The organism is Adlercreutzia sp. (assembly GCF_056795635.1).
The window spans coordinates 18755-39192 of sequence record NZ_JBQIIT010000018.1 but is presented as its reverse complement, the minus strand read 5'-3'; the positions used below and the strand labels follow the sequence as shown (position 1 = coordinate 39192).

Annotated in this window: 20 protein-coding genes; 2 read left to right on the top strand and 18 right to left on the bottom strand. The window is 65.8% G+C overall.

Annotated features, from left to right (window positions below; translation table 11 throughout):
- The 15 genes from ACTOXK_RS09835 to ACTOXK_RS09765 all read right to left on the bottom strand — a co-directional run.
- Window positions 1-368: aspartate carbamoyltransferase (locus tag ACTOXK_RS09835; protein ID WP_482279918.1), on the bottom strand; the 368-nt coding region annotated here is incomplete at its 3' end.
- A gap of 5 nt (window positions 369-373) precedes the next feature.
- Window positions 374-970 carry a bifunctional pyr operon transcriptional regulator/uracil phosphoribosyltransferase PyrR gene (gene pyrR / locus ACTOXK_RS09830; protein ID WP_482277987.1) on the bottom strand — a complete coding sequence of 199 codons (597 nt, stop codon included), beginning with the start codon at window positions 968-970 and terminating at the stop codon, window positions 374-376.
- A 495-nt stretch (window positions 971-1465) separates the two neighbouring features.
- The gene (cgr1, locus tag ACTOXK_RS09825) at window positions 1466-2197 is read right to left on the bottom strand and encodes a cytochrome c-type protein Cgr1 (protein WP_482277986.1); all 732 of its coding nucleotides are present in this window, start codon (window positions 2195-2197) and stop codon (window positions 1466-1468) included.
- Between the two features lie 288 nt (window positions 2198-2485).
- The gene (gene cgr1, locus ACTOXK_RS09820) at window positions 2486-3211 is read right to left on the bottom strand and encodes a cytochrome c-type protein Cgr1 (protein WP_482277985.1); all 726 of its coding nucleotides are present in this window, start codon (window positions 3209-3211) and stop codon (window positions 2486-2488) included.
- A gap of 331 nt (window positions 3212-3542) precedes the next feature.
- A complete protein-coding gene (locus tag ACTOXK_RS09815; protein ID WP_482277984.1) occupies window positions 3543-5216 on the bottom strand; it encodes an AMP-binding protein in 1674 nt (557 codons plus the stop codon).
- A 187-nt stretch (window positions 5217-5403) separates the two neighbouring features.
- Window positions 5404-5955: a helix-turn-helix domain-containing protein gene (locus tag ACTOXK_RS09810; protein WP_482277983.1), complete on the bottom strand. Its 552-nt coding sequence runs from the start codon at window positions 5953-5955 to the stop codon at window positions 5404-5406.
- A gap of 9 nt (window positions 5956-5964) precedes the next feature.
- On the bottom strand, window positions 5965-6498 hold the full coding sequence (locus tag ACTOXK_RS09805) for a 2-oxoacid:ferredoxin oxidoreductase subunit gamma family protein (RefSeq protein ID WP_482277982.1): 534 nt from the start codon (window positions 6496-6498) through the stop codon (window positions 5965-5967).
- Window positions 6498-7343, bottom strand: coding sequence for a thiamine pyrophosphate-dependent enzyme (locus tag ACTOXK_RS09800; RefSeq protein WP_482277981.1), 846 nt, complete (start codon window positions 7341-7343; stop codon window positions 6498-6500). The genes ACTOXK_RS09805 and ACTOXK_RS09800 overlap by 1 nt, the downstream gene beginning before the upstream one ends.
- Window position 7344: 1 nt before the next feature.
- Entirely contained in the window at window positions 7345-8415 is a 1071-nt protein-coding gene (locus ACTOXK_RS09795; protein ID WP_482277980.1) for a 3-methyl-2-oxobutanoate dehydrogenase subunit VorB, read from the bottom strand.
- 4 nt (window positions 8416-8419) lie between these two features.
- Entirely contained in the window at window positions 8420-8626 is a 207-nt protein-coding gene (locus ACTOXK_RS09790; RefSeq protein WP_482277979.1) for a 4Fe-4S binding protein, read from the bottom strand.
- Between the two features lie 67 nt (window positions 8627-8693).
- Window positions 8694-9488 carry a ParA family protein gene (locus tag ACTOXK_RS09785; RefSeq protein ID WP_482277978.1) on the bottom strand — a complete coding sequence of 265 codons (795 nt, stop codon included), beginning with the start codon at window positions 9486-9488 and terminating at the stop codon, window positions 8694-8696.
- Window positions 9488-11278, bottom strand: a complete 1791-nt coding sequence (locus ACTOXK_RS09780) for an AMP-binding protein (RefSeq protein ID WP_482277977.1) — start codon at window positions 11276-11278, stop codon at window positions 9488-9490. Before ACTOXK_RS09780 ends, ACTOXK_RS09785 begins: the two co-directional genes overlap by 1 nt.
- Before the next feature lie 156 nt (window positions 11279-11434).
- A complete protein-coding gene (locus tag ACTOXK_RS09775; protein WP_482277976.1) occupies window positions 11435-12019 on the bottom strand; it encodes a helix-turn-helix domain-containing protein in 585 nt (194 codons plus the stop codon).
- A gap of 320 nt (window positions 12020-12339) precedes the next feature.
- Window positions 12340-14073: a class I adenylate-forming enzyme family protein gene (locus tag ACTOXK_RS09770; protein WP_482279405.1), complete on the bottom strand. Its 1734-nt coding sequence runs from the start codon at window positions 14071-14073 to the stop codon at window positions 12340-12342.
- 6 nt (window positions 14074-14079) lie between these two features.
- The gene (locus ACTOXK_RS09765; protein WP_482277974.1) at window positions 14080-15957 is read right to left on the bottom strand and encodes a class I adenylate-forming enzyme family protein; all 1878 of its coding nucleotides are present in this window, start codon (window positions 15955-15957) and stop codon (window positions 14080-14082) included.
- A gap of 252 nt (window positions 15958-16209) precedes the next feature.
- On the opposite strand from ACTOXK_RS09765, the gene ACTOXK_RS09760 reads away from it, so the two are divergent.
- Both ACTOXK_RS09760 and ACTOXK_RS09755 read left to right on the top strand, forming a co-directional pair.
- On the top strand, window positions 16210-16500 hold the full coding sequence (locus ACTOXK_RS09760) for a type II toxin-antitoxin system RelB/DinJ family antitoxin (RefSeq protein WP_482277973.1): 291 nt from the start codon (window positions 16210-16212) through the stop codon (window positions 16498-16500).
- Entirely contained in the window at window positions 16460-16822 is a 363-nt protein-coding gene (locus ACTOXK_RS09755) for a type II toxin-antitoxin system PemK/MazF family toxin (protein ID WP_482279404.1), read from the top strand. Before ACTOXK_RS09760 ends, ACTOXK_RS09755 begins: the two co-directional genes overlap by 41 nt.
- Before the next feature lie 105 nt (window positions 16823-16927).
- Here the strand turns inward: ACTOXK_RS09755 and ACTOXK_RS09750 are convergent, their stop codons facing one another.
- The 3 genes from ACTOXK_RS09750 to def are packed head-to-tail and all read right to left on the bottom strand — an operon-like array spanning window position 16928 to window position 20424.
- The gene (locus tag ACTOXK_RS09750; RefSeq protein ID WP_482277971.1) at window positions 16928-18952 is read right to left on the bottom strand and encodes an RsmB/NOP family class I SAM-dependent RNA methyltransferase; all 2025 of its coding nucleotides are present in this window, start codon (window positions 18950-18952) and stop codon (window positions 16928-16930) included.
- On the bottom strand, window positions 18945-19880 hold the full coding sequence (gene fmt, locus ACTOXK_RS09745; RefSeq protein WP_482277970.1) for a methionyl-tRNA formyltransferase: 936 nt from the start codon (window positions 19878-19880) through the stop codon (window positions 18945-18947). Before fmt ends, ACTOXK_RS09750 begins: the two co-directional genes overlap by 8 nt.
- A 1-nt stretch (window position 19881) precedes the next feature.
- Window positions 19882-20424 carry a peptide deformylase gene (gene def, locus ACTOXK_RS09740; RefSeq protein WP_482277969.1) on the bottom strand — a complete coding sequence of 181 codons (543 nt, stop codon included), beginning with the start codon at window positions 20422-20424 and terminating at the stop codon, window positions 19882-19884.
- Between the last annotated feature and the right edge of the window lie 14 nt (window positions 20425-20438).

Below are 20438 nucleotides of genomic sequence, written 5' to 3'. Positions count from 1 at the left end.
CCGGACACGTCGGCGATCTTGCGGGGCACGCCGGCCCAGCGGTCGCGCACCACGATGCAGTCGATCTTGTAGGAGCACAGCGTCTTCACGGTGTCCACGAGGCTCTCGCCCTTCACCGTGGCCGTGGAGGACCCACCAAAGTTCAGGGAGTCGGCGGACAGGCGCTTCTCGGCGATCTCGAAGGAGGAGCGGGTGCGGGTGGACGGCTCGTTGAACATGTTCACCACGGTGAAGCCCTTCAGGGTGGGCACCTTCTTGATGCGGCGCTCGTTCACCTGCTTGAAGTTCTTGGCCGTCTCGAGGATGGTCATGATGTCATCGGCGGAGTAGTCCGTGATGTCGATGAGATGCTTGTGATTGAAGGCCATGGGACCTACTCACCTCCGTTGGTCTGCAGCGGCGCGGAACCGGCTCGCTTGCCCGGCTCGATTTCCAGAATCTCGACGGCGGAGATGCCGTCCACTTCCTCCAGGAACAGGCGCACGTTCTCCGTGGAGGAGGAGGGCACGTTCTTGCCCACGAAATCGGCGCGGATGGGCAGCTCGCGATGGCCGCGGTCCACGAGCACCGCCAGCTCCACCGCCGCCGGGCGGCCGATGTCCATGAGGGCATCCAGCGCCGCGCGGATGGTGCGGCCGGTGTAGAGCACGTCGTCCACGAGCACCACGGTCATGCCGTCGATGTCGAAGGGGATGTCGGTGGAGTGGACCTCCGGGGCGAAATGGGTCGCGAAGTCGTCGCGGTAGAAGCTGATATCCAGCTTGCCGAGGGGCACCTCCACCCCCTCGATCTCCTGAATCTTATGGGCGAGCATCTTCGCGAGCAGATCGCCGCGGGTCACGATGCCCACGAGCGCGATATGCGCCGCCCCCTTGTTGGCCTCGAGGATCTGGTGCGCCATGCGCGTCACCGCTCGCTCGATGTCGTCTGCGTCCATGCAGACGGACTTGACCATACTTGCGTCGTTCATACACACTCCCTTCACGGGTTCCGGTGTACAGACGAAATCCGATGGACGGATCCGAGTTTTACCCGTCCGCTGCCGCCTGAGGGCAATAAAAAAGCCCGTCTGGCGACGAGGCTCACTGAGTGCGCTTATGTTCGCGATGCTTGCTCTCGCGCCCCCGCGCACGGGGTGTACCTTGTCGGCCTCTCTGTACCGCATTTAAAGGACGGTTGCACCATACACCCGAAAACGATGACACGCAAGTATAGATTGAGATTTTTTCAAAAAAGGTACGAGCCGAAGCCTGAGAGGGCCAAGCACGGATGAGCGCAAAGGAGACGGCGGGTGTTTCGACCGAGCGAGTTCCACAGCGGCGAGAACAGGACTCAATGTCCTGTTCTCCAAAGCGAGGACTGTCTGAGCGAATCGGAACACCCGACGCCTCGCGACCCTGGCAGAGCAACGAGAAAGGCCGCCCGAAGGCGGCCTTTCCTGAGGTTTCCGAACGGTGAAACCCCGTTAGTTCATGGACTCGAGCTCCTTGACGAGCTTCTTGTCGTCGGCGGCGCTGATCCAGCCCTCGGGGATGTCAGCGTCGTTGTGGCAGCTGGAGCAGTAGTTCACCGACGCGCGATGAGCCTTGTGGCAATCACCGCACTCCACCTTGCCGTGCTGCGGCACATGGGGGTTGCGCTTCATGTCGGCCGTGGCCTCGATGAGGTCGTCGCGAGTCATGTTGTGGCAGCTCTCGTTCAGGCAGAACTGGTCGGCCTCGATGCCGCGGGCGGCCACGAGGTCCTCGAGGGACTTCTCGGGCACCACGTGCTGGCCGGTCTGGGTCAGCATGACCTCGTAGTTGCCAGTCACCCAGCTCATGCCCTCGCCGATCTGCTCGGACAGGGTGGGCACATGGCAGCTCATGCAGGTGTCGCCGTTCTCGGCGCGGTGCACGGCGGCCATCATGCCGCTGGCGGTCTCGAGCTCGTTGCCCCACTTATCGGTGGCCGGCTCGCCCGGGGTGGCCTCATAGGTGGGCAGGTAGGGATCCATGGGGGTGTGGCAGATCGCGTTGCAGAAGCTCGGCTGCTCGTGCCAGACCCAGAACCCGGCACCGGCCACGACGAGCACGGCCACGACGACGCCCACCACGATGGGCCACTTCTTCTTGCCCTTCTTGGCAGCCGGCTCGTTGGTTGCGGCCGGAGCCCCTTCAACCTCGGCGACCTCCACGGTCTTCTCTTCTTCGGACATTCATCCATCCTTCCAGTTGGGGATCTTCGAGGTGCGCGTGCGCACCCCCTTCCTGCGAAGCGAGCGATCCGCCCTCCCCAGCTGACCTCACCGCAGGATGGGGGCGCCGCCCGTTCGGCGCGGCGCCCCCATCCCGAGGAATTCGCTTCGATGTGCCATGATACCCGAAGTGGGCCCATTCGGCCAGGGGAAAAGCGGTTACCGTTTCGTCACCGTTACTTCATCAAAGAAAGGAGCCGTCCCGAAGGGCGGCTCCCGATGCGGTAACCGTTGCGGTTCGCGTCGCGCCTAGGCGGCAGCACCGGACTCGAAGGCCTTCTTCAGCTTCTTGTCGTCGGCGCTGGAGATCCAGCCCTCGGGCATGTCGGCGTCGTTGTGGCAGCCGGAGCAGTAGTTCACCGACGCGCGATGAGCCTTGTGGCACTCGCCGCACTCCACCTTGCCGTGCTGCGGCACGTGGGGGTTGCGCTTCATGTCGGCGGTCTTCGCCTGCAGGTCGTCGGTGGTCATGACGGAGCCGTCATCGTTCACGTGGCAGCCGCTGTTGAGGCAGAACTCCTCGGAAGCGATGCCGCGGGCCTCGACGAGGTCGGCCAGGGAACGCTCCTCGAGCGGGTACACGTAGTTGCCGGTCACCCAGTTCATGCCCTCGCCGATCTGCTCGCTGATCTGCGGCACATGGCAGGACATGCAGGTGGAGCCGGTGGCCTTGTGCGTGACAGCCAGCATGGCGTCGGTGCTCGCCTCGTTGCCCCACTTATCGATACCGGTCTGGTGGAGCTCCTGGTCGTACGTGGCATTGTACGGATCCATCGGCGTATGGCAGATGGCGTTGCAGAAGCTCGGCTGCTCATGCCAGACCCACAGGCCCGCGCCGGCGACGATCAGGACCGCTGCCACTACGCCAACGACGATAGGCCACTTCTTCTTGCCTGTCTTTTTGGGAGTAGCTTCAGTCGTGGAGTCCGCAGCGTCCGTGGTTACCTCGGCATCAACTTTGGTCTCTTCACTCATGCCTTCTAACCTCCTTCTTTCCTTCCTTGTTCCTTTTCCTTTCCGTGTTCCTGCGACACCGCCGCTCTCACCCCTCCCCAGGTGGAGAGCTTGAGGGTCGCCCCTCGCGGTGATGCAGGAACTTCTGTTATTTTAACGATTCCATGACAAAATTTCCATACCTAAATGGGGCGAGAAGGGTGAGCGGAGCTCGAATCCCCTCATGGATGGCGGAGCGGTCTTTCCAACCGCGATGCCCGCCCCCCCCCCGAGCGGGGCGAGGGAGAGACCTCCTTGCGGGCAGCAAAAAGGCGCCCCGGAGGGCGCCTTGGTCGGAGCAACAGCGCGGCAGCTACTCGTCGATGCCGTCGTTGGTGCGGATGAGCTTGCGCTTGATCTTGCCGCCGATGGTCTTGGGCAGTTCGTCCACATACTCGATGATGCGCGGGTACTTGTAGGGCGCCGTGGTCTTCTTCACGTGCTCCTGCAGCTCGCGGGTGAGCGCGTCGGTGCCCTCGTAGCCCCGGGCCAGCACCACCGTGGCCTTCACCACCTTGCCGCGGATGGGGTCCGGCGCCGCCGTGACGGCGCACTCCACCACAGCCGGGTGCTCCACCAGCGCGCTCTCCACCTCGAAGGGGCCGATGCGGTAGCCCGAGCACTTGATGACATCGTCGTTGCGGCCCACGAAGAAGCAGTAGCCGTCCGAGTCGCGCCAGGCCATGTCGTGGAGGTTGTAGTACTCCCCTCCCACAGCCTCGGCGGTCTTCTCGGGGTTGCCGTAGTAGCCGACGAACAGGCCCGGCGGGTAGGCCTCTTTCAGGCCCGTCACGCAGATGGCGCCCTCCTCGCCGTCCTCCACTTCCCGGCCGTCATCGTCCAAGAGCTTCACGTTCAGCAAGGGCGACGGCTTGCCCATGGAGCCGGGGCGCGGCTCCACCCAGGGGAAGGTGGCCAGAAGCACCGGCCCCTCGGTCTGGCCGAAGCCCTCGCGGATCTTCTTGCCCGTGAGCCGCTCCCACTGGATGGTCACCTCCGCGTTCAAGGGCTCGCCGGCCGTGGCGAAATTCTCCACGCTGGACAGATCGTAGGCCGCCACGTCCTCCTGGAGCATGAAGCGGTACATGGTGGGCGGCGCGCAGAAGGTGGCCAGGCGGTAGTCCTGGATCTTCTGGAGCAGCTTGGCGGGCACGAACTTCTCCATGTCGTAGGCGAAGATGGTCGCGCCGCAGATCCACTGGCCGTAGATCTTGCCCCAGCCGAACTTGGCCCAGCCCGAATCGGTCACCGACATGTGCAGCTCGTTCTCGCGCACCTGCTGCCAGTACTTCGCCGTGATGATATGGCCCAGCGGGTGGGCGAAGTTGTGCTCGACGGCCTTGGGGTTGCCCGTGGTGCCGCTCGTGAAGTACATGAGCATGATGTCGCGGGCAGCGACCGCCGCCTCGCCCGTGGGCCGCTCGAAGGTCTCGGGCTGACCGGCGATGAGGTCCTCGAAGTCGATCCAGCCCGGCCGGCTGCCGTCCACGATGAAGGTCTCGCGCACGCCGGGGCAATCGGGCAGGGCCTCTTCCACCTGGGTGCACACGTAGTCGTCGTTCACGGCCACGATGGCCTTCACGTCGGCGCTGTTGGCGCGGTACACCACATCCTTGCTGGTCAGCTGCAGCGAGGCGGGAATGATGGTGGCGCCCAGCTTGCACAGGGCCACGGCGCAGATCCAGTACTCCCAGCGCCGCCGCAGGATGCACATCACCACGTCGCCCTTGCCCACGCCCAGCTTGGCGAAGCCGTGGGCGGCCTGGTTGGAGAGGCGCTTGATGTCGGCGAAGGTGAAGGTGCGCTCCTCGCCGGCGTCGTTGCACCACAGAAGGGCCCGCTTCTCCGGCTCCACCGCGGCCCACTCGTCCACGACGTCGAAGCCGAAGTTGAAGTCCTCGGGCACCTCGATGCGGAAGTTCTCCGCGAAGTCCTCGTAGGAATCGAATTCGATTCTCGGGCAGTATTTCTTCAGAACGTGATCCATTAATAACTCCTCGGACTTACTTTATTGGCAAGGTCAGCGAGGTTCCGACAAGTGCCTGGCATTGCCCCGCCTTCGGGCCAAGCGTACTTCGGTACGCGCCGAGCCCGAAACAAGGGACAAGGCCAGGTGCCTGTCGGAACCGCAGCATCGGCGTGTCCGTTCGTCCCGCCAGGGCGAACGGAACAAGCTATTCGGCGATGATCGTGATGAAGGTGGCGGGGGCGTCGCCGTGGCAGCGCTGGCCGTGGGGGTGCTCCGGATTGAAGTAGATGGAGTCGCCGGCGTTCAGGACGATATCGCGGTCCTCGAAGGTGAGGACGAGCGAGCCGTCCACGACGTAGTTGAACTCCTGGCCCCCGTGGCACACCAGCTCGGCCGGTTCATCGCTCGGATCGAGCACGACCCGCAGCGGCTGCATGATCTTGCGGGCGTAGCGCCAGGCCAGATCCTCGTACTGGTAGCCGGGGAAGCGGTCGACGTTGATGCCCTCTCCCGCGCGCACCACGTGATAGGTGTCCAGCTTCGGGGCGTTGCCCGTGAGGATCTCCGTGAGATCCACGGAGAACTTCGTGGCCATGTGGTAGATGGCCGAGATGGGGATATCCACCCCGGTTTCCTCCCAGGCGCGGTAGGTGTCGATATCCACGCCCAGCTCCTGGGCCATGGTGTGGCGGGACACGTCGCAGGCCTCGCGCAGGCCCTGGACGCGCATGCCGAGTTCTCTCAGATTCTCATCCATGACGTTCTCCTATGCCTTCATGCCCAGCTCAAGGGCGATCTTATTCTTCTCCAGCATCGCAGGCTTCTTGCCGGCCACCTGGGCGAGCGCCCCTTCCAGGGCCTCCTGCCCGCAGAAGGGGAACGCGGCCCACAGCTTGCCGATGAGCACGATGTTGCCGAGGCCCTTGATGCCGGCCTCCTCGCAGAGCTTCGCTGCCGGGATGCCGACGACGGTCACGCCCGGTGCCTCGCGCAGCTCGGGCACCATGGCCGTGTCGGCCACGACGATGCCGCCTTCGGCCACCGTGGGCAGGAACTTGTCGAAGGAGGGCTGATTCAGGGCGATGAGGGCGTTGGGGTGCAGCACAAGGGGGCTGCCGATGGGCTCGTCGGACAGGGTGACGGAGCAGTTCGCCGTGCCGCCGCGCATCTCGGGACCATAGGAGGGCATCCAGGACACCTCGCGATCCTCGATGAGGCCGGCCGTCGCGATGACCTTGCCGGCGAAGAGCGACCCCTGGCCGCCGAAGCCGGCGATGACGCATTGGAGCTCGCGGTCCATTAGTTCTCCCCCTTCTTCTCCGGGTGGGCGATGGGGCACGCGGCGTTGCGGGCGCTCGCGGCCTCGGCGGCATTGGCGAAGCCGTCGGCCACCACGTCGCGGTACACGCCGAGCGGATAGTACGGCAGCATGTTCTCCCGCATCCACGCGAAGGCGGCCTGCGGGGTCATGCCCCAGTTGGTGGGGCAGGTGGAGATCACTTCGACGAAGGAGTAACCCACGCCGTCCACCTGGTTCTGGAAAGCCTTCTTGATGGCCTTCTTGGCCTTGCGCACGTTCTTGGGGCTGTCCACGCAGACGCGCTCGATGTAGGCCGGCCCATCGAGGGTGGCCAACAGCTCGCTCACGCGGATGGGGTTGCCCGCCGTGGCCACGTCGCGACCGTAGGGGCTCGTCTGGGTCACCTGGTTCGGCAGGGACGTGGGGGCCATCTGGCCGCCGGTCATGCCGTAGATGGCGTTGTTGATGAAGATGACGACGATGTTCTCGCCGCGGGTGGCCGCATGGATGGTCTCGGCCATGCCGATGGAGGCCAAGTCGCCGTCGCCCTGGTAGGCGAAGACGATCTTGTCCGGGTGCACGCGCTTCACGCCCGTGGCCACCGCCGGGGCGCGGCCGTGGGCCGCTTCGATCATGTCGCAGCCGAAGAAGTCGTAGGCCATCACCGAGCAGCCCACCGGTGCCACGCCGATGGTCTCCCCCTCGATGTCCAGCTCGTCCATGGTCTCGGCCACGAGGCGCTCCACGATGCCGTGGGGGCAGCCCGGGCAGTAGTTGGTCACCACGGGCAAAAGCGCATGGGGCCGCTCGTAGACCACCTTCATCTCGCGCTCGTCCTGTGCCATGCTACTCACCGACCTTTCCGCTCAGGGCCTCCACCGCGGCCAGAACCTCCTCCGGCGCGGGAATCACGCCGCCGGTGCGCCCGTAGAACTCCACGGGCACGGTTCCGTTCGCCACGAGGCGCACGTCCTCCACCATCTGGCCCATGTTCATCTCCACCACGAGGGCCGCCTTCGCGTGATCCAAAGCCTCGGCCAGGGTGTCCTCGGGGAAGGGCCACAGGGTGATGGGGCGCACGAGGCCCGCCTTGATGCCGCGCTCCCGGGCGGCGTTCACGGCGCTGCGGGCCACGCGAGCCGCCCCGCCGAAGGCCACGAGCACGATGTCGGCGTCCTCGGTGCGGTAGCACTCGGCCCGCTGCTCGGCGGCCTTGATGGCGTCGTAGCGCTCGTAGCGCTCGCGGTTGAGGTCCTCCAGGGCGGCAGCGGTCAGGTACAGGGAGTTCGCCACGTTATGGGGCCGGGCGTGGCCGTGGCCGCAGGTAGCCCAGGGCTTGGCCGGCAGATCGGCCGGGTCGATGGCCTCGGGCAGCACCACGGGCTCCATCATCTGGCCGAGCATGCCGTCGGCCAGAATCATCACCGGCACGCGGTAGCGATCGGCCACGTCGAAGGCCTCGAAGGCGTAGTCGGCCATCTCCTGCACCGTGGAGGGGGCGAACACGACAATCTGGAAGTCGCCGTGGCCCGTGGCCTTAGTGGCCTGCCAGTAGTCGGCCTGGGAGGGCTGGATGCCGCCGAGGCCCGGGCCGCCGCGCTGCACGTTGATGATGACGCCCGGCAGATCGGCGCCGGCCATGTAGGAGATGCCCTCGCTCTTGAGCGAGATGCCCGGCGAGGACGAGGAGGTCATCACCCGGGCGCCGGCCGCGGAGGCGCCGTAGACCATGTTGATGGCCGCCACCTCGGACTCGGCCTGCAAGTAGGTGCCCCCCACCTTCGGCATCATCTTCGCCATGTAGGCGGCCACCTCGGTCTGGGGCGTGATGGGATAGCCGAAGAAATGGCGGCAACCGGCCCGCATGGCCGCCTCGGCCATGGCCTCGTTGCCCTTCATGAGTACTTTCTGCGCCATGAGCCTACCTTTCCACCGTGATGGCCACATCGGGGCACATCGTCGCGCACGAGCAGCAGCCCGTGCACTTCTCCTGATCGACGCAATGGGCCGGATGGTAGCCCTTGGCCGTGATGACGGCCTCGTCCAGCTCCAGAATGACCGTGGGACAGACGTCCACGCACAGGCCGCAGCCCTTGCAGAAATGGTCGTCGATGGTAACGCGCGCCATGGAAACCTCCTTGCACTGTCCTCGCCGCATCGGCCCTGCGGCCCGCGCGGCATCCCTTCAATCTCTCCTACGCCTCCGGCCCGAAAGACCAGGGCGGCGATACGTACACGTCCACAGGATAGACACCGGGCAGGCCCACCAGGGCCCCGTGCCCGTCGCTTTCCCGTTGAATGGCCGACTTTGGCACCGTAACGCACCGCAGAGGAACCCCGGCGCCATCGGCCACGGCCTGGGCAAACGGAACAGCTTCCCGCACAAGGGCCGCGGTCGTCTCCCCCTGCAGGTGGGAATTGCCCACCACGGCCGTCACCGCCACGGCGGCCTTGGCCTCGATCTCGCGAAGCACGGCCACCGCCTCGGCCGGCTGGCGGGTGAGGTTGCGGTAGGCGTTGGCCACGTAGAGCACCTCGCCGGGACCGGCCCCCAGGGCCGAGGCGAACCGGGCCAGGGCCGTGGCGCCCACGTCATCGCCGCCAGCGTCCACGATGACCACGGGCCGCGGTCCTGCCGGGCCCTCACCACCGTCGCTCGCCCGCTGCCAGGCGTAGGCAGCCTGGATGGCGGGCACCACCTCGCCGGTGAGCGAGGGCACGTCCAGCGAGGTGCCGGCCCGGGCGAACACCGGGGCGATGAGCCGCACTCCATGCCCTTCCAGAAGCTCGGCGTACTCGCTGGAGCGGAAGTAGGGGTTCACCACGTCCATGTCGGCCAGGGTGACCGCCTGTCCGGCCGCCGCCGCGTCCAGGGCCAGGTTCAGGGCGAAGGTGGTCTTGCCCGCCCCGTAGTGGCCCACCACCACCGTGACCGGCGCCAGATCGAAGGGCAGGCCCGGGACTGTCGCCGGCTCGGTCGGGCCGCCCATCAGATCAGTCCCTCGGGGGTCTTGGCCGGTGCCGGGGCCGCGGCGTCGGCCTCGCGGATGGCGGCGCGGCGGATTTTCCCGTTCACGGTGCGCGGCAGGTCGTCCACGTACTCGATGATGCGCGGGTACTTGTAGGGGGCGGTCTGGCGCTTCACCCACTTCTGCAGCTCTTGGGTGAGGGCATCGGAGCCGGTCCAGCCCTCGGCCAGCACCACCGTGGCCTTCACAGCGAAGCCGCGCACCGGGTCGGGCACGCCGGTGACGGCGCACTCGCGCACGGCCTCGTGCTCCAGAAGCACGCTCTCGATCTCGAAGGGACCGATGCGGTACCCGCTCGACTTGATGACGTCGTCGTTGCGGCCCACGTACCAGTAGTTGCCCTCCTCGTCGCGCCAGGCGGTGTCCCCGGTGTGGTACCAGGTGCCGTCCATGGCCTCGGCGGTCTTCTCCGGGTTGCGGTAGTACTCGCACATGATGCCCGCCGGGCGCGGGTTCACGGCGATGCAGATCTCCCCGGTCTCACCGGTGTCGCACTCGGTGCCGTCGCCGCGCAGGATGGCCATCGTGTACAGGGGCACAGGCTTGCCCATGGAGCCGGGCCGCGGGGTGGAGTTCGTCAGGTTCGCCACGGTGAGCGGCGTCTCGGTCTGCCCGAAGCCCTCGTAGATGGTCAGCCCCGTGTGCTCGCGCCAGAAGTCGAACAGATCGGGGTTCAGCGCCTCGCCGGCCGTGGTGGAGTATTCCAGGCTGGACAGGTCGTAGGCGTCCACGTCCACCTCGCTCATGAGCCGGTACATGGTGGGCGGGCAGCACAGGGTGGTCACCCCGAACCGACCGATGAGCGAGAGGATGTCGGCGGCGTCGAAGCGGTCGAAGTCGTAGGTGAGCACGGCGGCCTCCATGAGCCACTGCCCGAAGAACTTGCCCCACACAGCCTTGCCCCAGCCGGTGTCGGCAATTGTGAAGTGCAGCCCCTCGGGGTTCACGTTGTGCCAGTGCTTGGCCGTGATGAGATGGGCCACGGCGTAGCCGGCATCGTGGAGCACCATCTTGGGGTTGCCCGTGGTGCCGCTGGAGAAGTACATGAGCATGGGGTCGGCCGCCGCCGTCTCGCGCCGGGCGAAGTCGGCGCTGGCCGCGCGCACCTCGCTGTTGAAGTCGCGCCAGCCCGCGCGGACAGCGGGCAACGCGCAGATGCCCTCAGAACCCGAGAGCGCCAGTCCGCCCGGCTCCCCCTCGGGGAAGAGCCAGCGACCCTCGCCGTCCTGGGCCGTGAGGCCGCCGCCCGCGGGATTCACCAAGATGAGCGCCTCCACGCTGGGACACGCGCCCACCACGGCGTCCACGGTATCGGCGATATCTCCGGTGGAAGTGGCCACCACGGCCTTGATATCGGCCCCGTTCAGGCGGTAGGTCAGATCGTGCTCCTTCAGCATGAAGGTGGCGGGCACCGCCACGGCCCCCAGCTTCTCCAGAGCCAGCATGGTGAACCAGAACTGGTAGTGGCGCCGCAGGATGACCATGACGAAGTCGCCCCGGCCGATGCCGCAGTCGGCGAAGAAGTTGGCCGTCTTATCGGACCAGCGCTTCATGTCGGCGAAGGTGAAGACGTGCTCCTCCCCTTCCGGGTTGCACCACACCATGGCGGTGCGGTCGGGGTCGTGCTCGGCGATGTCGTCCACCACATCGTAGGCGAAGTTGAAATCGGCGGGCACGTCCACGTCGAACTGGGTGAGCTGGCCCTGCTCGTTGAAGGCCTCGGTGACATAGCGTTCGTTGATGTTGCGCATAATGGTTCCTCGGGTGAAGTCGGGTGCGAAAAGATTAGGGGCGGTTCCGCAGCGAGGGCCACAGGCCAGCTGCGGGCGACACGGCGCCTGCGGGCACCGGGGCGCGGGATAGGGCGACGCCAGGGCCGCGGGCGTGCCCGCGACGGACCGGGCCGCCTAGATAATCTTCTCGTCGCCGGGCTTCATGACGATGGCCAGGAACACGCAGGGCGCGCCTCCCGTGGCCACCATGCCGTGGCCGCGACCGGAGTCGTACATGACCACGTCGCCGGGATTCAGTATCTCCTCGTGGCCCTCGTAGGCGAAGCGCATCTGGCCGGAGATGATGAAGTCGAGCTCCTGACCCTCATGGCGCGACAGGTGCACGGGCACATCCTGCTGCTCTTCCAGGTAGGGCGCCGTCACCACGAAGGGCTCGGCCAGCTTGTGGCGGAAGTGCGGCGCCTTGTGCAGGTACTCGAAGCCCGCCCGCCGCTTGATGGACAGACCGGCGCCGGCCCGGGTGAGCGAGTAGCCCGTCAGATGCGGGTTCTCGCCCGTGAGCAGCTCGATCACATCCACGCCGAACTTCTCGGCGCACTTATACAGGAAGGTGAAGGAGAGATCCTCGTCGCCGGCCTCCTGGGCGGCGTACTCGGCCACCGAGCGGCCCGTGGCCTCGGCCATCTCCTGCATGGTGAGGTCCATGTCCTCGCGCAGAGCGCGGATGCGCCCCGCCACCTCTTTGATATTCGGCTCCACGACCTGCGACCTCCTTTTCGGACCTGGGGAATAATTTAGCTTGCTATTGTACTGACACCGGAACGGTCAACGTTTCAAAACCGTTAAAACATCGGTAACCAACCCCATAGTTTTTCCCACCAACCCGCCATCGTCCCCAGCGAAACGCAAGGCGCCCCGGCCATTGCCAGCCGGGGCGCCGCGTGAACCGAGCGTGGCACCGCGAAAAGAAGCCAGTCTGGGCGCCGATGGAGATTGGGGGATCCTTCGACACCGCACCTTCGGAGGAGGCAACGGGATGTCTCCCCATTTTCACCCGGTCGGCGACAACAGGGTCTTGCTCAAGACGCCGCGAGGCCGCGGGCCCGCTTCTCCAGGAGCCCATAATCGGTCTTTCCCGATGACAACAGCGGGATTTCCTCGACCAAGAAATAATCCCTTGGGCAGGAGTGAGCGGGCAAAGCACCACGCAATCCCTTGTCAGTCGCTGCTTTGTCAAAGACGACACCCTCGGCGGGAACCACAAAGGCATAGGGCACGCCCAAGCGATCGCTCCCGACGGGCACGACTACCGCGCACGTGGCAACATCGGGCAATTTCAGCAACTCGCCTTCCACCTGTTCGGGAAAAACCTTCTCTATCTGCTTCGTGACGGGATCGATGACCATGGCGATGCGCTTGATGCGGCCGTGATGGAACACGAACCCGTCCTCATCGATTGATGCCAAGTCCCCCGTTCTCACCCAAACAGCGCCGCTCTCATCAACGCGCAGGGTTTCATTGGTGGCCAAGTCGTTATCGAAGTACCCCATCATGGCTCCCGGCGAACTCACCCACAACTCGCCGACATCTCCATATCCACCCTCATGCCCCGTCTCAAGATCGACCGCTTTCACGTTCACCCGGCACTGGGGCAAGCCGACGCTGCCGCACTTTCGCCTGCCGGGCATCTCGGTAACGGCCGTTGAGGCAACTTCCGTCATTCCGTATCCATGGATAACGCCGACGCGGGCGCCATGGCGAAAGAGGATTTCGTCTATCTCCCCTCTTCGCTCGGGAGAGAGGCTCTCCCCTCCCACGGCGAGCGTCTTGATGAACGAGAGATCCGCCTTGCGGCCGTCAACGGCCCTGACCAGTCTCTCGATATAGGCGGGTGCCTCAAGGCAGTGCTGGGGTTTTACCCTCAGATAGTCCCGTACAACGGCATCAACGGACGGGTCGGGCGCCAGATGGTTCACCACGCCGAGACAGAGAGGGGCATGCATCGAGAGAACCATGCCGAAGGCAAGGAACGGCGGTGCCACCGAGAGGTAGGTGTCTCCCCGCTTGAAGTCCATCCCGCTGTGGCGATACTGCCAGACAATGCTGTTGATCGCATTGCTGGAAAGAACGACCTTCTTCGGCTCGCCCGTTGTACCCGAGGTTGAAAGCAAGGCAAACGCCAAGCCTCCCTCATGCACCTCCTCAATGGACGCTGCGGCGCCTGCACGGAGAAAACCGTCATAGCTCAAGGCTCGATGGGCTCCCCGCGGCGCCCTGCGCAAACGGGTCGCCATCCGCGCAAACGTCCCCATGGAGCGCTCCATGGGCAAAACGACGCTGCGGATTCCCGGAGTCTTCAGCTCCCCTTCCAATGTTTCGGCAAAAAGATCAAGCACGAACAGCATCTTCGACTCGGTCTTGCGAAGCGATTGCGCGAGCACGCCGGGAGCGACGGTGGCATATTCCATATTCGCCTTGGCCCCAATACGGTTGATAGCGTATACGAGCGCATAGGTTTCAGGGGTCGCGAGGGAAACGACCGTAACCACATCGCCCTGTCGCACGCCCTGCGCCCACAGCGCCTTGGCGGCAACGTCAACCTCTCCCATGAAGTCGCCAAAGGTCACCCGTCGTCCGAAATAGATCAGAGCCGTATCCGATCCGCCGGCCTCGCACGACTGCACCAGATAGTCGTACATCGTGGCATCAGGCGGCTCGGCGGCCAGCGCCTCTTGGCTGTAGTATTTGCTCCACGGTCTCTCCTGCGAGGGCAAGAGACGCCGGAGGCCATTATGAGAGTCCTTGTGATTCACCGTTGCTCACCCTTCCGTCTTCCGCAGTGCCTTCAAGTCGATCTTGCCAATGGACGTCTTGGGAAACTCATCGAGTTCTTCATAGGCGCAGGGCAGTTTGTACGCGGGAAGACGTTCCTCACAAAGCGTGCGTATGCGCTCTGCGACCGTCACATCTTTCCCTGCGGGAGACTTCCCCGCCTTCACCTTGAAGAACACCTTCACGAGCTCACCCTGGGGGCGATCCCTGTCGGGGATGCCCACCGCTTTACACACTTCGACCTCGTCGCATTGGTAGACCACCGCCTCGATTTCTTGCGGGGGAATCTTGAAACCGTCGTGGCGCACGATGAAGTCCTTATAGCGACCTGTAATGTGGATCTCTCCCTTCGGGAGCTTCAAATAGCCCGCATCGCCACTATGGAGCCACGTTCTCCCGTCATCGTGCACGCGCAGGGCATGGGAGGTCTCCTCGGGATTGTCGAAGTAGCCGAGCATGACGCTGGGTCCTGAAAAGCAGATCTCGCCGATGTACTCTTCGGGAATGGGTTCGGAAACATCGGCGGGAACGTAGGGAAGTTCCGAGCCCGCGCTCCCATCGGCTCGCCGCTCGAAAGCCGCGATCAGCTGCTGGGGAAATGAGTAGCCGACGCTCTGGAGGACGACGGACTCGTTGGCGCCCGCCACGCTCGCGCCGCCGCAGCACTCCGTCATTCCGTAGCCGACTCTCAGGCGATGGGCGCAGCCGTGGGACGCGAGGAAGTCGTTGATGCGCGTCTCTTGCGCAAGCGACACCCCGTCGCCGCCCAGAATGGGATCCAAGAGAAACGAGAGGTCGATCCCCTCGAGCTTCTCGCTATCGGCCAGGGAAAGCCAGTGGTCGGGAGCGCCCGCCATATGGTTGGGACGCAACCGCAGCATCTCCTCGGCTAGATCGATTCCCTTCGGATCGGGAACCAGGTAAACCTTCATGCCGATGACGAGTGGCAGGTGCAGCCCATCGGCCAAGCCATAGGCGATGAAGGGCGGCATGATGTCGTACCAGCTTTGGCTGCGGTCCAATGTAAGGCCACACCGCGCCGCCTGGAACACCGCCGCGTTGATGTTGTCGTTGGAGAGCAGCACCTTCTTCGGCATGCCCGTTGTACCGCCCGTGGAAAGCGCCGCTACGGGCGTATCCCTCACGTAACAGTCGGCTACGGCGGCCACGCTTTCGCCGGCCGCAAGGAAATCGCACCACGACTTAAAGAGTGCCGCTTCGGCCGGCCTCTTCGGGAGCGATACCCTGCCCGCAAGCGCCTTTACCGCAAAGGTGAGCTTAGACGGAAGATCGAGGGACTCGGAGGGCGAAACGGCGACAACCGTGACGCCTTCCTCATACAAGGGAACAAGCAACGGCGAGACTGTCGTGAGTCCTATGACAAAGCGAGAGCCCACCTGATGAACCTGATGCGCGATACCTTGGGCCGGATAGCGGGGGTCGATCATGTTCGCCACGGCGCCGATCATGCTGCAGGCGTACACCACGTAGAACGCCTCGGGGATTCCGGGCAGGACAACGGAGACAAAATCTCCCCGCCCGATCCCAGCTGCGCGCAGAGAGCGTGCCACGCGCTCAATTTGACAGAACAACGTTTTGTAGGTTATGTCAGTTCCCAGATAAGAGAAAGCCACAGCCGAAAGGTTGTCGTCGTTCGACGACCGCAGATATCCGTAGAGCGTTTGCTCGGGAAGTTTGGCACTCAGCGCTTCAGGGGCGTAGAGGATCTCATGGACGCGATCGCGCGTCGGATAAAGCAGCTTTTCCGCACTCAATCGGCCCTTCAGTCTGGCTTTTCCGCACGCCTCCGACGAAGAGAGCTGCTCGCCAGTCTCTCGCAGAACAGTCTTCAAGGTGTCCTCCATTATGCTCACATCCTTCGCTCTCTCCCCATAGATTCGCGCAGCTGCTCGAACCTTAGACCACATGTCAAAACAAAGAAAAGTATAGGATCCCCATCGCACTTCTGCGCTTCCCTGTTCTGACATCTACGTGCCCATTCATGACAATATTGCTCATGTTCCAAAAGAAACGCGAGACATCCTATTACCTCGCGCCTGCCTTCACCGAAGGTACCCTCTTGTAGTAACATAAGGGCCACATTAAGGAGGTGCCTCATGGCCACTGCAACGAAGAATGCCGAGATCAAGTTCAGAACGAGCGCCGAACTCAAGCATCAGACGCGTACCGTCTACGAACGATGGGGCATGAGCCTGAGCGAAGCGTTCAACCTCTTCATGAGAAAGTCGATTGAAGTGGGCGGCCTGCCCTTCGATGTGCGCCCCGAGCCCTCCATCGATCTGCGGGATAAAGCCATCCTGAAGCCCGAACCCGATACGGGCATGACGATCCTTCCCCCATGGGCCGATGCTCCCGAAGATGACGGTCTGTACGATGACCTTGTCTGAGCCGCGCATAGGTAACATTTGGCTTGCCTATGTCGCATTCGCAGACCATCCCCATACGGGAAAAGTGCGTCCGGTGGTCATCCTCGACGAAACCGGCCGGGCAAGCGTCATCACCGCAAAAGTCACCTCGGCGGGAAACTACGACCAATCCGGCTATCTGGAGATTCCCCGTTGGGAGGCGTGCGGTCTGAGAAGGCCCTCTTGGGTGCAGCTCAATCCGCTTTTCGAGGTGAACCGCGAGAAACTGCTGCGCGATGCACCCATCGGCCGCCTCGACCGAGAGACGCTCGGACTTCTGGCGAAGGCCCTCGACGAACAATAGCGATCCGCCGGCAAGCTATCGCCCCAGCGAGAAGAGGCCCCGTGTCCCAGCCGTTACCAGCCGGGACACGGGGCCTTCATACATTAAAAGTTCGTGCCTGCGGTCCTAGGCCTTGCGGCGCAAAAGGGCGAGGAAGTGGGCGTCGGGGCCGCCGGGCTCCAGGGGAATGGAGAAGAAGGGCCGCTCGATGCCGAGCTCGGGGTTCTCGTAGGGGATCACCTCGAAGGCGGAGCCGGCCTCCGTGGCGAGGAACTGATCCACGGCATCGGCGTTCTCCTCGTGGGTGATGGTGCAGGTGGCGTAGGCCAGGATGCCGCCGGGAGCCACGTGGGCCGCGGCGCTCGCCAAGAGGCGCCCGTCGAGGGCCGCCTGCTCGTCAATGGTCTCGGGTCGCAGGCGCCAGCGGATGTCCGCGTGGCGGCGCAGGGTGCCCAGGCCCGAGCAGGGCGCGTCGATGAACACGCGGTCGAAGGTGCGCTCGCTCACCAGCGCGCCCAGGTCGGTGGCGTCGCCGATGATGGGCTCGGTCACCTCGATGCCGTACAGCTCGGCGCGCTCCTGGAGGAGGCGGGTCTTGAAGGCGTGCACGTCCACGGTCACGTAGTCGCCGATCTGCGCGCCGAAGCGGCGATAGGCGCAGCTCTGGTCGAGGATGGTCTTCGTGGCGCGGCCGGCCCCGATCTCCAAGAAGGAGGCGGGGGCCTCGTCGCCCACCACGAGGCTCGCCACGGCCTGGGACGTGGCGTCGGAGACGAGCAGCTGGCCCTGGCTGAACATGCGGCGCACGCGCCCGTCGAGCAGGGGCACACCGGAGGACACCCGATAGCAGCCGGGAACGGGGCGGCCGGCCACCGTCACCGGGGTCGGGTCGCCGTGGGCCGCGGCCAGCACGGGCACTACCTCGTCCTCGGAGGCCTTCACGGCGTTGACCGAGACGAACACCGGAGCGGGCTCGTTGGAGGCCACCATGAAGTCGCGGGCGCCCTCGGGGCCGAGCTCGGCAATGAGCCGCTCGGCGAGCCACACGGGGAACCCGTGGAGCCGCGCGTAGGCGGCGATGTCGGTGCGCGGGTCGCCGAAGGGGAAGTGCTCCTTGGCCCGCACCACGCGGCGCAGCACGGCGTTGGCCAGGCCGCCGGCCCGCGGGGCCACGGTCTTCACGAGCTCCACGCCCTGATCCACGGCGGCGTGGGGGCTCTTCTGCAGGAAGATGATCTCGTAGGCCGACAGGGCCAGGGCATCGCGCACGGCCGGGGCGGCGTCGTCGGGCGAGTCCATGCAGCCGTCGATGACGTCCTCCAGGGTGCCGCGGGTGCTCGTCACGCCCAGCACGAGGCGCGTGGCGAAGGCGCGGTCCTCGCGGGACAGCTTCGACTTGTCGATGGTCTTGGCGATGATGTCCTGGGCGAAGGCGTCGCGCTCCCGCAGCTGGTGCAGGGCCGAGAGGGCCAGCTCCCGGGCCGAGGTGGCATGGTGGCTGTTCGGCCGCTTGGCCCGGGCACCGTCGTCGCGGCGCGGGGGCCGGCCGTCCCACGGGCGATCGTCGCGGCCGCCGAAGTCGCGCCCGCGACCCCGGTCGCGCCCGTCGCCCTGATCGGGGGCGGCCATGAGCTTGCCGTCAACGAACACCTCGCGCGGATGGCCGCTGTCGCGGCTGTCGCGCCGCGGGCCGCGGGGCTGATCGCCCCGGGGGCGGAAGTCCTTGCGGGGGCCGCGGAAATCCTTGCGCTCGCCGTCATCGCCCTGGGAACGGTCGCCCTCGAAGCGCTTCCGCTCGAAGGGCTTGCCGTCGCGGGGCCCGCGATCGTCCTTGCGGTATCCCCCGGGCTTGCCGCCCCGGTACCCGCCGGGCTTGCCGTCCTTGCGGAAGCCGCCGGGCTTCCCGTCGCGGCCGCCCTGGCCGTCCCGGGATCCGAAATCCTTGCGCGGCCCGCGGTCGTCCCGGGAGCGGTCGCCCCCGCGCCCGCCGTAGTCCTTGCGGGGGCCGCGGGGTCCGCGGTCGTCGCGGCCCCGATAGCCGCCGTTGCCGCGCGGGCCGCCGGAACGGGGCCCGCGATGGCCGCCCGGACCGCCCGAGGACGGCCGATCGGAGGAGCGGCGCTGATTCTGAGAGTGGTTGTCGTTATGCACGGGACCAAGTTCCTTCCTCGCCCCGCAGCGCGGGGACGCCGGCGGCGAAGGCGTGCGCTTCCATGGCGCGCTTCCCGTCCGGTTTCACTTCGATTACTTCCAAGATGCCCTCGATGCAGCCGAGGTACAGGCGCTTGCCGGCGAGCATGGCCTGGCCGGGAGCCAGGGCAACGGGGGCGTCGTCGGCCACCCGGGCGCGCAGCACCGTGGCCGCCCGGGCCCCCAGAACGCAGCGGGCCGGATGGGCCGCGCTCGAGGCCCGCACGCGCCGGTCGTTCGCCACGGCGTCCTCGGCCGGATTCAGGTTCAGCTCCCCCTTCGCGATCTTCTCCGCGTAAGTGACTGCGGCCTCGTCCTGGGCCACCCAGGCCACGCGCCCGGCCTCCACCTGGGTCAGCGCCGCCAGAAGCGCGCTCGCCCCCAGATCGGCCAGATCCGCCGTGAGGCTTTCCGTCGTGGCCCCGGCCGCGGGGATGGAGCGGCACACGCAGTAATTGCCGGTGTCGAGGCCCTCCTCCATGGCCATGATGCACACGCCCACCTCCTCGTCGCCGGCCAGGATGGCCCGCTCGATGGGGGCCGCGCCGCGCCAGCGGGGCAGCAGCGATCCGTGGACGTTCAGGCAGCCGTGGACCGGGATGGCCAGCACCTCCGGCGGCAGGATGGCCCCGTAGGCGGCCACGCAGATGACGTCGGGGGCGAGCGCGGCCAGGGCCTCCTGCTCGGCGGCGTCCCGCAGGGTGCGGGGGGTGCGCACGGGAATGCCCGCGGCCAGGGCCACCTCCTTCACGGGAGAGGCCACCGGCTCGCTCCCCCGGCCGCGCACGGCATCGGGGCGGGTGTAGACGGCCACCACCTCGTGGTGGGGAATGAGCTGCTCCAAGATGGCGGCGGCGAAGGCCGGCGTGCCCATGTAGACGACGCGCACCCTACTTCACCTCGATGTCGGTGTCGCCGGGCCGCGCGCCGGCGGCCTTGGCCTCGTCGTAGGCCCGCAGCGCCTCGATGCGGGTCACCGGATCGCAGCTCTCGAAGAGGGTGCGGCCGTTCAAGTGGTCAATCTCGTGCTGGAGGCAGCGACCGAGAAGGCCGTCCCCCTCGATCTCCCACAGCTCGCCGTCCAGGTCGTAGTACTGCACCCGGGCCCAGGGCTGCCGCTTCACGGGCACGGTGACGCCGGGGCAGGACAGGCAGCCCTCGCCGCCCTCCTCCGGCTCGCCGGCCAACTCCACGATCTCGGGGTTCACGAGCACGATGGGGTTCTTCTCCCCCTTCTCGCCGTCCCAGTCCACGTCGATGACGACGAGGCGCTTGGTGACGCCCACCTGGGGCGCGGCGATGCCGCAGCCGTAGTTCTTGTACATGGCGTGGGCCATCTGCTTGGACAGACGGCGCAGGGACTTGTCGCGGGGGTCGCAGGGCTCGCACACGGTGGCGAGCAGCGGATCGGGGGCGATGACGATGGGCAGCACAGCGGTTCCTTTTC